The following is a 14908-nucleotide window of genomic DNA, read 5'->3' as shown; positions in this document are numbered from 1 at the left end:
TAGCTTAGGCTGCTTTTTTAATAATTTTTGTTTTAAATACGCTCCCCACCCCCATACAACTCCAAGCCCCAAATTTATACACTATAAAGCAGTGAGAATGTATTACAGAGTGCACAAACAGCATAGCGCCTTTGCATAGTATACAAACTGCCTATTTTTTACCTAAAACTACTTATATATTTTATTCCCAACAAACAACATTTAAATGAAAAAATATTCTTGACCAACACTAATAACACCTGTTTAATATGTGGGCAACATAATTTTAAAGTTCATGTCTCAACTGGGTAAGTAGTCCACCAAAGCATATAAATATAAGGACGGGAAACAATGAAACAACATGCATCCTCTCTCGCGCTAAGCTACATAGCAAAAGCGACCAATCATGCACTTCGCGCAAAAAAAACAGCCTTAACAGGTGTCGTTATGGCCGCAGCTTTAACAAGCGCACCAGCCTTAGCTAATCTAACGGGTGGGATCAAAGGTAAAGTATCAACACCAGCGGCACAACAATCATTGGCAGGGATCACAGTTACAGCCAAAAGTAATGTCATGCCTAAAGCACGAACCGTTACTACACGTGAAGATGGCAGCTACGACTTACCACAGTTAAAACCTGGTACTTATGAACTAACCTTCACCGACAAAAACGGCGTTTCACAAACCATGACGGTTGATGTTTTGCTTGAGCAAACATCGAGCCTCAATATTACGTTAGGTGGCGCAGACGAAAATGTTGAAGTTATCACCGTAACCGGTAGTAAATTATACCGCCAAGGTAAGTCAGCACTAACAAACTCTCTTGGTCAAGAAGGTATTAATAATGTACCTGTAGGCCAAGATTACCGTGATTTATTAAAACTTGTGCCAGGGGTAGAGCTTTCAGCAAATACAACATTAGGCCCCTCAGCAGGTGGCTCTGGTGTAGACAATTCGTATGGCTTTGATGGGGTAAATGTATCGCTGCCTATGTATGGTAACTTGGCGTCTGAACCTTCAACCCACGATGTTGCTTATGTAACCATGGACCGCGGTGGCGCGAAAGCGGTTGGTTTTAACCGCTCTGGTGGTTTTTCTGTTAATACCGTGTCTAAGTCTGGTACTGATGAATTCCACGGTAACATCGAATACAAAGCACAGCCAAAAAGCTTTGTTGCAACGCCAGTGGGAGAAGAAAGCTATGAGATGGATAAAAGCTGGCTAACAGCAAGTTTAGGCGGCCCACTTATCGAAGATACCCTCTATTTTTATACCTCATATTATCGCCCTGAAGAAACACGCTCTAATAAAGGCACGGCCTACGGTGATGTTAAAGACTATGAAAGTGTTCGTGATGAATACTTTGGTAAATTAACTTGGGCACCAACCGACGATATTTTAATTAATATTTCACAACGAACCTCGGATAAAACACTTAAAGGTCGCTCAATTGGTGCTTACGAAACAGATAGCGTCTCTGCAGGTGATAAAGCTGATCAAGATATCTTTACACTAGATGGTTCATGGATTTTAGGCTCTGCAACCACCCTATCATTCCAGTACAGTAAATTTGATTTAGAAACGGGTTCACAGCCTGATAACCCGCTTAGTGTTGTTCCTTCATTAAACGGCCAACTTGATGTCAATAATCTAACGGAAATGGGTTATTTTTCAGTACCTAGCTTAATAGACTATGATCCCGCTGACGGGTTCACCGAAGAGCAAATTGCGATACACAACGCTGGAGCCTCAGCACTCATCAACACCTATGGTTATCTAGAAGATGGCGTGATGAAAGGCAGTGGCGGTGTAGGTGCATTTGCAACTTATGATAATCAAAACTTCTATCGTGACTCTTTTGAAATAAACCTAGAGCATGAATTTGACTGGGGCGATACATATCACACACTTCATTTTGGTGCGAAGTGGGAAGAAGGTGAAGAGCAACTTACACGCTTATCAAATGGTTGGGGACGTATTGCATACATTGGTGGCTTAGTTGATCCTGATGCCGATACTGAAGGCTTTGACCCTGCTGATGCGGTTTACCGTGCCCATGTACAGCAAATGAGCTTAGCAACCGATGGCGGCACAACAGTTTCGGGGATTAACTCAGAAACGCGAAGCCTCAACTTTGAAATTAACGATACCATTGAGCATGGGGATTGGACCTATAACTTAGGTTTACTTGTTAGCCAAGACACTTGGTATGGCCAAGGCTTGAAAAAGAAATCTGGCACAATCTCTGGCTACGAAGTCGCTCCTGGCCACAAATATGAAATGTATCAAACAGATTGGAAAGATATGCTGCAACCGCGATTAGGTGCAACATGGACCTACTCAGGTGAAGACTCAATATTTGCCAACTTTGCAATCTATAACCCAGAAGCAAGCTCACTTTCACGGGCAGCATCTTGGGACCGTAATACCCGCGCCGAAATCGAACTGCTTTTAGATGAATCGGGTAATATTCTTTCGGCATCTCCGCGCCGTGGTTCATCGGGTAAAGCATTTCAAGAAGATATGAAACCTCGTCGTATTAACGAGTTTACATTGGGTACAACCAAGTATATTGGCTCAGACTTGGTATTGCGTGCTCACGTACGTCACCGTAAAGGTATGCACTTTTGGGAAGATATGCCAAATACAGCACGCTTAACAGACTACTCTGGCGTTGATGCTGAGGGCGTACCACAGCATATTGCAGACAAAGGTTTATATATTGATAACCTAGATGCGATTCGCGATGAAATCGGTGGTTCTTCGTATGTAATCGCCGAGGTTGATGGCGGTGAAACCAAGTACTGGGAAGCAAGCATCGAAGCTGAGTACATGGGTGAAAATAGCTATATCAATGCCTCTTATGTATGGAGCCATTACTACGGCAACTTTGACCAAGACAACACCACCACAACCAACGATGCCAACAACTTCATCGGCTCGTCGTACTATGGTGATGGTCGCGGCCGTTATTCATGGGATAACCGCTACGGTAAGCTCTCAGGCGATAAACCACATCTATTAAAAGTGTATGGTTATTACACATTGCCTTGGGAAGCCAACTTAGGTGCTTATTTCGTATTCCAATCTGGTAGTGCATGGGAGAACTGGGATGGTACTCGATATGGTTACTCATCAACCACAATATCTAGCCACGTTAGCCGCTATGCAGAACCAGCTGGTTCTCGCAGAACAGCAAGTCATTGGCAACTTGACTTAAACTACACGCAAGACTTTAAGTTCTCAGGTGATATGGAATTACAATTGCGTGCTGACTTATTCAATGTGTTTAATCGTCAAACGGGCTATAACAAAAACCCATATGTATTTGATGAAAACTACGGTGAATCACGCAGCTACTATAACCCTCGCAGCTTACAGTTATCAGTTAACTTTAAGTTCTAAAAACCAGTTAAATCCTGTTGGGGGCCGCATATGCGGCCCTTTTTTATACTCAATAAACTGAGTAACATACCTACCTTGATTACGTTCTCGCTGCTCTATTTTTTAACGGATAGAGCCTGCATATTAAAATGTAGAGATAGAATTATAGAAAGCAGAAAAGCAGCCCCTAAAGGTAGCTTTAAGCGAGGAGTATTCTGATGCCTGTCAAGACATATAACCAAAGCCAAGGCGTTTCATAGCTGTTGTGTATCTATTTTAAGATTTAATTGAATCGTCAGGTTTGGCTAAAACTAAAAACGAGGCCTCTGCCTCGTTTAGTAATTATTACTGATAAAGTAAATAAGGTTGTCGCTGTCGTTTAAAGGTAGCTAAATCCTCCTGCCAGCTTTGCCTAATTTGCTGCTCAGTTTGGCCTGCTTCAATGGCTAAACGTAATTTATCAGTGCCTGCGAGCTTATCCATAAAGTCAGGACGTTCAAAAAAAGTCTGTTTGGTCTCTCGCAACGTGTGGTAGGCCGATATAAATACACTTAAATCTAGACCATGTATTGTTGAGTCACGTAAATCTTGACCAAATACTTCGACTCCTTTGAATTTAGGGTGCATTGAAGCGCCTTTAATCGCCCTTGGTGTAAAACTAAATTCGCCGAGTTTAACTGGCGAGTAACCGGCAACTTGAAACGGAAAATCAGTGCCACGGCCAATAGTCACAGGGGTTGCTTCAAAGAAGCACAGTGATGGATAAAGCGCAATTGACTGTGCATTCGGTAAGTTAGGGCTTGGTTTTATTGGTAACTCATAAGCCGTAGTTCGGTCATAATTCACAACAGGCACGACACTTAGTTCAAGCTTATCAGCGTCATTTATCCAGCCTTCACCTTTGATCATTTGAGCAAGTTCAGCCACTGTCATACCGTGTAAAACAGGAATTTCGTGCATGCCAACAAACGAGCGAAACTTTGCTTCAAGGATAGGCCCATCAACATAGGCAATATTCGGGTTTGGCCTGTCTAGTACCACAACCTCTTTATTATTTTCAGCGGCGGCTTCCATCACGTAATGCATTGAGCTTATATAGGTATAAAAACGCACACCAACATCTTGAATATCAAAAATAATAACGTCTAAATCAGCGAGCATCTCAGGGCTTGGCTTCTTGTTGCTGCCATAAATAGATACAACATCGATACCTGTTTTAGCATCTACTGTGCTTTTAACGTGAGCGCCAGCGTCATGATCGCCGCGAAAACCATGCTCTGGGGCAAATATTTTGCTAACGACAACGCCTTTATCTAGTAATGCATCAACTAAATGTTGGCCATTGACCACTGATGTTTGGTTAACCACTAAGCCAACACGTTTTCCTTTTAATGCTGGTACATAGGCTTGAAAATTGGCTGCCCCCACCTGTAGAGGCAGTGCATTTTTAGGCGCTTGTACAGGCGTTTCTTGGCAACCTAAAAGCGCAAAAAAACTAACGAGTAAAGCAGCTAAAAAACGCATTATTCTTCAACCGCCTTACGTAAAAAGCCACCCGCTTTTGAAAGTAGTTGTTTTGCTTCAGGTGCAGGTTTTCCGGTTAATACGATTAAAATAGCCAGTTTTGCGCTTTGCTCAGCTTGCTTTAATGCATCCACGGCTTGCTGCTGAGAGCAATCTGTTGCTTGCATAACAATACGAATAGCACGAGCATGTAGCTTTTCGTTACTGGCATTCACATCAACCATGAGGTTTTTATAGACTTTACCGGTGCGGATCATGCTGGCTGTACTTAGCATATTAAGTACGAGCTTCTGCGCGGTGCCCGATTTCATACGTGTAGAACCAGTCACAGCTTCTGCCCCTACCACGGGGCAAATACCAATTTGTGGTAAACGCATCACTGCTGAATCAGGGTTACAAGTGACACCCACAGTGACACAACCAAGTGATTTAGCGTATTCAATTGCCGAGCAAACATAAGGAGTACGGCCACTGGCAGCAATACCAACTACGACATCTTTACTGGTTAAATTGGCATTTTTTAAGTCTTCAATAGCAAGTGTTGTACTATCTTCAGCGCCTTCTACGGCTTTTTTAACCGCAGTGTCACCACCAGCAATAATGCCGAGCACTTGCTGATCGCTCACGCTATAAGTAGGCGCACATTCAACCGCATCCAAAATACCTAAGCGACCACTGGTGCCAGCACCAATGTAGATTAACCTGCCACCTTGTTGAAATGCTTCAACTACATGATCGACAGCTTCACTAATTTGTGGGATCACGTGTTTCACGGCACCCGCTACTTTGTGATCTTCATTATTGATTTTAGTGAGGATCTCAGTGGAGCTGAGCAGATCGATATCCAAAGTGTCTGGGTTTTGTCCTTCAGAGACAATACCGTTTAACTCTTCGAGTAACTCACGTTGTTGCTTAAAGACGTGCTCAGGGCTCATTGGGTTGTCCTTTTTCAATAATGTCATGGTAATGCTTTACCGCTAAAATGGCGGCACCAGTTAATGAACCTCCTTTACAAGGAGATAATTCGTTTTGTAAAGCGAGTGGCAATAACGGCTGGCTAACTTTCGCCAAACCACCAATTAAAATCACCGGTAATGGCGAGTTGCCTCGGCTTTTATTGATTAACCTAACCACCGATTGGGTGTGCTCTGTTAATACCGTTTTTGCCGCCTCACAGTCGTTTTGTAAGCTAAACACCAACGGACTAAATGCTGCATAATCCGCGGGTTTTGCTTGTTTAAGCCAACTACTAATTGTTTGACGAGTGCATCCTAGCTGTTCACTCAAACGAATCGTTAATCGGCTTTTTGGTAAATTGTAAATATCTATATCATTTAATAATTGCTGCACAGCCATCAGGCCGATACGTGCACCACCGCCAAAATCATCAACGGTAAAACCCCAGCCGCTCACCAACTTAGTTTGCTTTTGCGCGTTTAATCGTGCCCCAACAGCACCGGTGCCGAGGGCAATAACCACACATGGCTCACCAAGATTAGCACCATATAATGACGTAATGGCATCGCTGGTGATTTGTAAACTGGCAAACTCTATTTCATACACCAGTTTCAGCATCACTTTAAATTGCTCAGCAAGGCTCTGCGATGAACCACCGGCAACCCCCATAACGGTGACGATTTCACTTGGCTCTGCGCCACTTTGCTGGCAAACATCACGGGTCACTTTAACAATGTTTTCTAACGCTAAATCAAGATCATTCGAGATTGATGCTGAACCAGCTTGAGCATGAAATGTAGCACCACTTGCCTGCTCTTTTAGCTCAGCTAACACTTTAGTGCCGCCACCATCGATGGCTAAAATATAGCGTAAGGCCATTTATGCGCTCTTCTCGTGCGCCGCTTTACCTAGGCAACACACCAATGTCGCAAGCAAAGTGCCAATGCATAGCTGCCAAGTAAAGCCTAAGTAAAAACGCATTGACTCAGGTAGTAACCAGTCAATCATGTACGGCTGCATTAATAAGGTCACCATAAAGCCCGCTATTAGCGCTGCTAACACTGAACCTTCACTGCCTCGTTTGGTGAATAAGGTCGTAAAATACACACCTAGTAAGCCACTGTACGAAAACACCATTACACTTAGCGCAAATTTTAATAATGGCATATCACTGTATTGCTGCCAGAAATAACAAAGAATAGCCATTAGCGCTAGGGCAAGGCTCACCAGTGCCATCCCTACACGACCCGCTTTTACAAAGTGATGGTCGCTTACTTGTTTGTTTTGTTTTTCTAAGTACGGGCGATAGATATCTTGTACGATGACTGAAGACATCGAACTAAGCCCAGAGTTCAACGTAGAAATAGCGGCAGCAATAATACCAACGCTGACTAAACCTTTAACCCCAGCTGGTACTTCGTTTAATACGTAGTACATAAAGATTGTGATTTTTTCGCCATTAAATTCTTGTACAACCGTTTTCCCTGCCTCGCTATTCATTAATGCAGGTTGCTGATAAACAATATAAAGCAGCAAACCAATAAAGATAAAAATAGCCATAACTGGGATCACCATCACCACCGATAGTAATAATGCTTTACTGCCTTCTTTTGGGCTTTTACAGGTTAATAAACGCTGCGTCATATCTTGGTCTAAACCAAAAGCCGCGATGTTTAAAAGCACAAAACCTGTTAATACAGAGGCCATGTTAAACACCCCTGACGGGCCAAAATCTAAGTCAAATTTAAACAGCGCAAGTTTTGAATCTGCACCTGGGCTTGGCTCATTCAGCGTTGCAATAATGGTTGAAAAATCAGCCGGAATTACACTCAGCAGGCACCAAATAACCGCTATAGCCGCACTCACGTAAACAATACTTTGCAACACGTCTGAGTAAATAACACTGCGAATCCCCCCCAAAAAGGTATAAAGCAAGCCAGCAAGTGCTAACACCAGAGTAGCTATAACCACACTGTCTGCATCTATATTTCCGTATAAAATCATCGCCACGGCAATGGCCGCCATGTACAAACGCGCACCACTGGCAAACACTCGGCCAAATAAATACATCAAGCCACTGCGACGCTTTGCCTTTGGACCGATGCGTTTTTCTAGTAGCTCATAAACAGTAAATACTTTTTGCTGATAGAACTTTGGAATTAAAAATGCCGATACGACAAAGGCGGCAATAAACGCACCGATATTAGTGGCTATGTAGGAAAAGTCACCTTGATAGCCTTGATCTGGCCCACCGATAAAGGTTGCTGCAGATTGTGAGGTAGCTAAAACAGAAATAGCCACCATCCACGTTGGCATACTATTTCCGCCTAGAAAAAAATCTTGGCTTGAGTTAGCGCGTTTGCGATTAAACCACCAGCCACTTAGCAATAAAATTGCACCGTAACTTGCGAATACGAGCCAATCGAGAAAAGCGTAATTTGCACTCATTTATTATCCTAACTCAAATCTTGTTGGAATATATTATTCCATCATTATGACAAAATTAAAATAGTTTTATTTTATTATTTTTATTCAGCTAAGCTAGGTAATTGCCACTGACTTTGCTTTTGTTGATATTGCGCCTTGGTCAAGCTGACTAATAGCGGCTTTTTACGCTCATCTAACCAAGCAAGTAGAGCATCCATATCGCTTTCTGTCATTGCTGTACAACCTGCTGTAGGCTTACTTGGCGCTCGCCATAAATGCATAAAGATACAACTGCCCGCACCATTAATATTGCTTGGGTTATGCTTAACTACAATGCCTTTTTTATAAAGGTTATCTTGGCTGTAAATATCACGACGCATCCATTCTGAAGAGTCTTTTACGGCATCTTCACCTACTTGTGCTTTATCAACCAATTGGTTGTAAAACGGTGAGCCTTTCACATCAATACAATAATCATTGGCGGTCATTGCTTGATAACTGAGGTTCGTTTGCAGTGAATCTAAATAGCCAAAGGCAGTACCTAGTTCAAAAACACCTGCTGGGGCTTTACCATCCCCTTCTTGTTTTTGCAGGCCAGGTTGTGCAGGATGCAGCCCCACTCCCCACGCAAGACCTGTACGGCCAAGCACCACCGCATGTTGCTCGCCTTGTTGTTGCCAGCTACCGGCGCTTTTTTCAAAACGATACAGTGTGGCATCAATAGCATCACTATCATTAGCGACCACCACCACGAGCTGCTGATGACTGTTATCAATAACAGGTTTAGGTAACTCTTTGCTGGCACAAGCCGATAAACTCATAGCTGCAATAAGACTGACTAGTTTTTTCATGCTGGCCATACTCCGTTTGTAATTGGTTCAAGTCCCGCTATTGATTCAATGCCAAGACCTGGGGCATCGGATAAGCGTATTTGTGGGCCGCTAAATTCAACGCCCCCTTGCACAGGGTCATACTGACCAAGGGCAGGGCCATCTAAATCGATTTTACTGATTTGCTGCGCTTTGGCTGAGGCTAAATGTGCAGCACCAGCAACGGCAATACTGCCCTCTAGCATACAGCCAATCATACATTCCGCTTGGTATTGGGCTGTAATATTAGCAATCTCAATTGCTCGGCTTAAACCGCCCGTTTTCATTAATTTAATATTGATAATATCAACTGCCCCAAGTTCTAAAAGTTGGATCACTTGCTTAGGTGAAAAGGCGCTTTCATCGGCCATAATCGGGGTGTTCACTCGCTCAGTAATATATTTGAGACCTTGAATATCACTGCTTTTTACTGGCTGCTCAACCAACTCTAATACCACGCCTGCTTGCTCTAGTTGTAGCAGTGCAAACACAGTTTGTTTGGCATCCCAGCCTTGGTTTACATCTAAACGTAACTGCACCTTAGCGGCAAAGCCTGCATGGATTGCTTTTACACGTTCAATGTCTTGATTAAGGTTATTGCCGATTTTTATTTTTAATACATCAAAGCCTTGCTCAACCGCGCGCTGACAGTCACTGAGCATTTTATCTATGTTGTCGACACTAATGGTGATATCAGTTTTCAGCGCTGACTTACCACCACCTAGTAACTTATATAAAGGCGCTTGGTAGAGCTTACCCCATAAGTCATAAACCGCCAGCTCTAAGGCCGCTTTTGCACTGTTGTTACCAATCACCGTTGATTGAATAATGTGAGTAAGCTGATTGATGTTTTCGATTTCTTGCCCGACTAGTTTAGGGGCAATAAATTGCTGAATGACCGCTATCATCCCTTGATGGGTATCGCCTGTAATAACCGGTGTTGAGGCCGCAGAGCCATAGCCGATTTGGCCACATTCGGTGTCGATTAAAACCACTAAGTCTTCGATAAAACTCACTTCTCTCAGTACAGTTTTAAATGGGGTAACTAATGGCACTTTGAGCTTTGCAAAGCGAACAGCTTTAATTTTCATATTGGCCTCTAGCGAATACGCTTAATGTTATAAACTCGGTCTAAATAGCTGGTTTCTTGAGATAATCTAAGTGGCAATAAGGGCGTGACCGACACCCCATTCAAGGCACTACTATAAAAGCTACCATCGCCTTTGTTATAGCCTAAGCCTTTAACGTCATGAATAACATAAGGCTCGCCGTGATGCTCCCCTAAGTACATCATCACATGACCAGGAATATAAATTAGATCGCCAATCGCCATGTTTTTAACCGTCGGCAACTTAGCATCCGCCGCGGTATTTTTATCAAAACGACTATTTTGTCCGTATTCGCTGCTGCCTTGCTGGCCTGAATTACGTGGCATTAATAGACCAAAGCTTTTATAAATCTCACCAACAAACCCAGTACAGTCGCGGCCATTGTAATCATGCCCCCAACCATAACGCTCGCCTAAAAACTTAAAGCCTTGTTTAATCAGATTCTGCTCGTTGTAGTCTAGGTAGCCTAAATTTACATCGGCAGTTTTGTTGATCATCGCGGCTTTAATAACAAGTTTGCCTTGCTCATCGCGGGTAGGTAACTGTACAACATGGCTAGCATAGCTGTTTTGGCCGTTGAGCAAATACGGTACTTGCTCATTATCAACTAAAGGTAAGCGTACTCCCATATCGAGCTGTACTTCTGAAAGGCTTTCATCGCTTGGCACATAAGCAGTATTTACTTTTGCACCAGTTACCACCAAGAAGTTATCTTGTTCGCGATAAGCTTTTATTTTATCTGCATCTGCAAAAGCAAGATCTTCGGCAGGCGCCCACGCTAAGTAGTTGTAAGCACGTACTAACAGCCACTTTTTATCTGCGCTTTGATGCAATACAGCAACCGCTTCCCCTGGGAACATACCGCTTTCTTGAAAGCGATCTAAGTCTTGATCAAGGCCACTATTTAAAACCCGATCCCAAGTTGGAAAAGTACGTAATGCCGTGCGTTTAACGACCACAGCAAAACGTACTTCATTGTTATCAGCGAGCTTATTAAGGTTTAAGTTAGCCTGATATTTTGCAAAATCTTTCGCGGTGAGTTGCCGTCCGTCGGTAAAAAAGCGCGGGCTTTTTGGAATTGAGCTTGCCGAATGAATGGCGCGTGTTAGCTCGTCTTTAGTGAGCGATTTTTGAAATGACAGTGGATCAACAATGTATTTATTATCTTTAATTAATTTCTCGTTGAAGGCTGCAATTTGCGCCTCCGTCATGATCATTTTTGCTGATGCACCTTTCGCTAACCAGTAACTTGGTGAAAGCTGTAACTGCGTAACCCCGATAACATCTGATTGCCAACCCTCAGCATGCATAGGTGCACTAAAAGCAACACCTAAAGTAATTGATAAAGCAATAATTGAACGACGCATAGCTGTTCCTTAATTCTTTTTAAATGCGTGAATCTAATAATTTAGCAAATGCGTGCAGCCCCTTACTTGCAGTGTCAATAAGCTGTTTCGCATACACAAAATAAAATTCACGATTGTTATTATTTTTGGAATATTTTATTAAATTTACCACAAATTTATTATGAAGCAAGGTAACTTAATTTTCATACTTATTAACTTATTTGCATCCAAAGCGTTAGCAACTACGTTTATAGTGCAAACCTCTCTTGAAAGGAATTTATAAAAGTGAATAAATTATACCTATTGCTGGGCTGCATTAGCTGCTCAGGAGACGCGTTAGCAAATATTGAAAAAATCACTGTGTATGGGCATCGCACAGGATTAATAGGTGAATCAATTAGTGCCTCAAGCGGTGTTATTGGTCAAGGTGAAATTGAAAACCGCCCCATGCTAAGAAGTACTGAAATGCTTGAACTCATTCCAGGTATGGCGGTAACGCAACATAGTGGCTCAGGTAAAGCAAACCAATATTTTATTCGTGGTTTTAACTTAGATCATGGGACTGATTTTGCGACCAATATAGATGGTATGCCCATTAATATGCGTAGCCATGGCCATGGTCAAGGTTATACAGATTTAAACTTCATCATTCCTGAAACCATTGCCACCGTTAGCTACCAAAAAGGAAGTTATGATGCTCGACAAGGTGACTTTTCTACAGCCGGCAGTGCCTATTTTCACCTTACAGATAATCCAAAACACCAGCAACTCGACTTTACACTTGGTGAAGATAACTACTTAAGAGCAGTTGCCATAGGCCATATAAAAGTTGGCAACGGAAAATTAATAGCTGCAACAGAGTGGCAAGGTTATGATGGCCCTTGGCAAGACATTGATGAAGACGTAAATAAAAAGAACGCCCTACTTCGCTATGTGAACGAATCAAAAAGTGGCAACTTATCAATTACAGCTATGGCTTACGACAACAGCTGGAACTCTGCTGATCAAATCCCTCAAAGAGCTATTGCTCAAGGTATTATCTCTGAACTAGGGTCGCTGGACACCACGCTAGGTGGTGAATCGAGTCGTTATAGTTTATCGACGAACTGGCAAAACGAACACTTTGCAGCTAACGCTTATATTATTGATTATGAGCTAAATTTATTTTCTAACTTCTCTTATTTGCTAAATGACCCTATTAATGGTGACCAATTCAACCAACAAGATAAGCGCACAATTACAGGCGGAGCTCTGAGCTATCAATTTTCCGATAAATTAAACGCTATACCTGTAAATCATAGTGTTGGTATAGAGCTTCGTAATGATAATATCGATAATGTGGGACTTTATAATACGAAGGCCCGTAAGTTTTTATCTACTGTTCGTGAAGACAGTGTAGATGAAACAAGTTATGCCGCATATTGGCAAACTCAATTAACATTAAGCGAGCAGTTTGAGGCGACTATCGGTGTTCGTTATGACTATTTAGATGCCAGTGTAGATAGCAACAATACGGCTAACTCAGGAGAAGCTGATGACGACTTGCTTGGTTTTAAAGCGAGCCTAACCTACTTATTCAGCGATAACTTGGCAGGTTATGCAAACTGGGGGCAATCCTTCCACTCAAATGATGCTCGTGGCGCGACAATTAGCCTAGACCCCGTCACGCTTGAAGCTGCTGACACTGTGGACTTATTTGTTAAAAGTAATGGTGCAGAAGTGGGTATGCGCTACTTTGATGAAAAGCAATTCAACTTTTCTGCCGCACTTTGGTGGCTAGAGCTTGATTCTGAATTATTGTTTGTTGGCGATGCTGGTAATACAGAAGCCAGTGATGCTTCAAAACGTTACGGCTTAGAGCTTAGTGCATACTATTGGCTAGCCGATACACTAAGCCTAGATGCTGAGGCATCATTCACTCACTCTCGTTTAGATATTGATAGTAACAATGACCGTATTGAAGGAGCTGTTCCTATCGTTGCAAGCGCCGGTATAAACTGGCAAGTAACTGAGCAATGGCAAACCTCATTACGCTTACGTCATATTGGTAAACGCATGTTAAGTGATGATGGCGACAAGCGCTCAGAGCCGCTTACAGTCGTAAATGGTCTTGTTAGCTACCAGCAAACTCATTGGAAAGTGGGCTTAGAGCTACTCAATCTGTTCGATAGTAACGACCATGATATCGATTATTACTATGCTTCACGCTTAGCGGGAGAGCCAGCAGAAGGCATAGAAGATAACCATTTTCACCCTATTGAACCTCGTACAGTGAGACTTAATCTAAGTTTATTGTTTTAATAATCTTAATACAGGCTCTATACATTTTATAACTACGTATAGAGCCCTACCGTGTGAGGTCGTCATTTATGGCGAAACTATCCTTAATGTGCGCGAAACAAGTTTCACGCCTACGGGGGGTACATTTTTTGTATTTTGAGTTGGGAATTTAATTTGTGGTGTGGAAAGTGTGTGGTTTGCGAATTGCAGACACAAAAAAACCGACTTTCGTCGGTTTATTCACTTTAACTCTACTTGAGAGAAAAGTGGCGGACGCGGGACGTATCTTGAAATAGCGAACCTCCGACCGAAGGTCGTTCAATTCTCCCAAAGAGTCATAAACGCAATAAGAACGTTATGCTACTTATTCGCGACTGAGGCCGCTACGGCAAATTTCAGGCACAAAAAAACCGACTTTCGTCGGTTTGTTCACTTTCTATTAGAAAGTGGCGGACGCGGGACGTATCTTGAAATAGCGAACCTCCGACCGAAGGTCGTTCAATTCTCCCAAAGAGTCATAAACGCAATAAGAACGTTATGCTACTTATTCGCGACTGAGGCCGCTACGGCAAATTTCAGGCACAAAAAAACCGACTTTCATCGGTTTGTTCACTTTCTATTAGAAAGTGGCGGACGCGGGACGTATCTTGAAATAGCGAACCTCCGACCGAAGGTCGTTCAATTCTCCCAAAGAGTCATAAACGCAATAAGAACGTTATGCTACTTATTCGCGACTGAGGCCGCTACGGCAAATTTCAGGCACAAAAAAACCGACTTTCGTCGGTTTGTTCACTTTCTATCAGAAAGTGGCGGACGCGGGAGGATTCGAACCTCCGACCGCCTGGTTCGTAGCCAGGTACTCTATCCAGCTGAGCTACGCGTCCGCAGTGTAGTGATGCATGTTTGAGTCTTGCATTGACTGTATCTTAAAGACACAAAAAAACCGACTGCTTGTCGGCTTATGTCACTTTCTAAGAGAAAGTGGCGGACGCGGGAGGATTCGAACCTCCGACCGCCTGGTTCGTAGCCAGGT

The 14908-nt window shown here is 42.8% G+C and carries 9 protein-coding genes and 1 tRNA gene; 2 read left to right on the top strand and 8 right to left on the bottom strand.

Annotation, left to right across the window (positions count from 1 at the left end; translation table 11 throughout):
• Nucleotides 1-330: 330 nt before the first annotated feature.
• A complete protein-coding gene (locus PAARA_RS13730) occupies nt 331-3384 on the top strand; it encodes a TonB-dependent receptor (protein ID WP_083515322.1) in 3054 nt (1017 codons plus the stop codon).
• 324 nt (nt 3385-3708) lie between these two features.
• Here the strand turns inward: PAARA_RS13730 and PAARA_RS13725 are convergent, their stop codons facing one another.
• From PAARA_RS13725 to PAARA_RS13695, 7 genes are all read right to left on the bottom strand, one after another.
• A complete protein-coding gene (locus tag PAARA_RS13725) occupies nt 3709-4887 on the bottom strand; it encodes an exo-beta-N-acetylmuramidase NamZ family protein (protein WP_062569590.1) in 1179 nt (392 codons plus the stop codon).
• Complete coding sequence (gene murQ, locus PAARA_RS13720; protein ID WP_420806959.1) at nt 4887-5849, bottom strand: N-acetylmuramic acid 6-phosphate etherase; 963 nt, start codon at nt 5847-5849, stop codon at nt 4887-4889. The genes PAARA_RS13725 and murQ overlap by 1 nt, the downstream gene beginning before the upstream one ends.
• Nucleotides 5812-6723: a glucosamine kinase nucleotide-binding domain-containing protein gene (locus PAARA_RS13715; protein ID WP_062569588.1), complete on the bottom strand. Its 912-nt coding sequence runs from the start codon at nt 6721-6723 to the stop codon at nt 5812-5814. Before PAARA_RS13715 ends, murQ begins: the two co-directional genes overlap by 38 nt.
• On the bottom strand, nt 6724-8292 hold the full coding sequence (locus PAARA_RS13710; RefSeq protein ID WP_062569587.1) for a sodium:solute symporter: 1569 nt from the start codon (nt 8290-8292) through the stop codon (nt 6724-6726).
• Nucleotides 8293-8372: 80 nt separating this feature from the next.
• Entirely contained in the window at nt 8373-9122 is a 750-nt protein-coding gene (locus PAARA_RS13705; protein ID WP_083515321.1) for a L,D-transpeptidase family protein, read from the bottom strand.
• Nucleotides 9119-10231, bottom strand: a complete 1113-nt coding sequence (locus PAARA_RS13700) for a mandelate racemase/muconate lactonizing enzyme family protein (RefSeq protein WP_062569585.1) — start codon at nt 10229-10231, stop codon at nt 9119-9121. The genes PAARA_RS13705 and PAARA_RS13700 overlap by 4 nt, the downstream gene beginning before the upstream one ends.
• 8 nt (nt 10232-10239) lie before the next feature.
• Nucleotides 10240-11616 (bottom strand): SH3 domain-containing protein, encoded by a 1377-nt coding sequence (locus PAARA_RS13695; RefSeq protein WP_062569584.1) that lies wholly within the window; start codon nt 11614-11616, stop codon nt 10240-10242.
• A 264-nt stretch (nt 11617-11880) separates the two neighbouring features.
• Here PAARA_RS13695 and PAARA_RS13690 point away from each other — a divergent pair, with 264 nt between their 5' ends.
• On the top strand, nt 11881-13896 hold the full coding sequence (locus tag PAARA_RS13690) for a TonB-dependent receptor (RefSeq protein WP_157066208.1): 2016 nt from the start codon (nt 11881-11883) through the stop codon (nt 13894-13896).
• 786 nt (nt 13897-14682) lie between these two features.
• On the opposite strand, the gene PAARA_RS13685 is transcribed toward PAARA_RS13690, so the two are convergent.
• Nucleotides 14683-14759: transfer RNA gene (locus tag PAARA_RS13685), tRNA-Arg, on the bottom strand.
• Nucleotides 14760-14908: the final 149 nt, after the last annotated feature.

Origin of the sequence: Pseudoalteromonas arabiensis, from assembly GCF_001550155.1 — a bacterium.
Taxonomy (GTDB): domain Bacteria; phylum Pseudomonadota; class Gammaproteobacteria; order Enterobacterales; family Alteromonadaceae; genus Pseudoalteromonas; species Pseudoalteromonas arabiensis.
This window is presented reverse-complemented; position numbering and strand designations above follow the sequence as displayed.

Coding starts and splice junctions, on each gene's coding strand:
- PAARA_RS13705 (WP_083515321.1), bottom strand. CDS start 9,122: ATGAAAAAACTAGTCAGTCTTATTGCAGCTATGAGTTTATCGGCTTGT.
- PAARA_RS13710 (WP_062569587.1), bottom strand. CDS start 8,292: ATGAGTGCAAATTACGCTTTTCTCGATTGGCTCGTATTCGCAAGTTAC.
- murQ (WP_420806959.1), bottom strand. CDS start 5,849: ATGACATTATTGAAAAAGGACAACCCAATGAGCCCTGAGCACGTCTTT.
- PAARA_RS13725 (WP_062569590.1), bottom strand. CDS start 4,887: ATGCGTTTTTTAGCTGCTTTACTCGTTAGTTTTTTTGCGCTTTTAGGT.
- PAARA_RS13700 (WP_062569585.1), bottom strand. CDS start 10,231: ATGAAAATTAAAGCTGTTCGCTTTGCAAAGCTCAAAGTGCCATTAGTT.
- PAARA_RS13730 (WP_083515322.1), top strand. CDS start 331: ATGAAACAACATGCATCCTCTCTCGCGCTAAGCTACATAGCAAAAGCG.
- PAARA_RS13715 (WP_062569588.1), bottom strand. CDS start 6,723: ATGGCCTTACGCTATATTTTAGCCATCGATGGTGGCGGCACTAAAGTG.
- PAARA_RS13695 (WP_062569584.1), bottom strand. CDS start 11,616: ATGCGTCGTTCAATTATTGCTTTATCAATTACTTTAGGTGTTGCTTTT.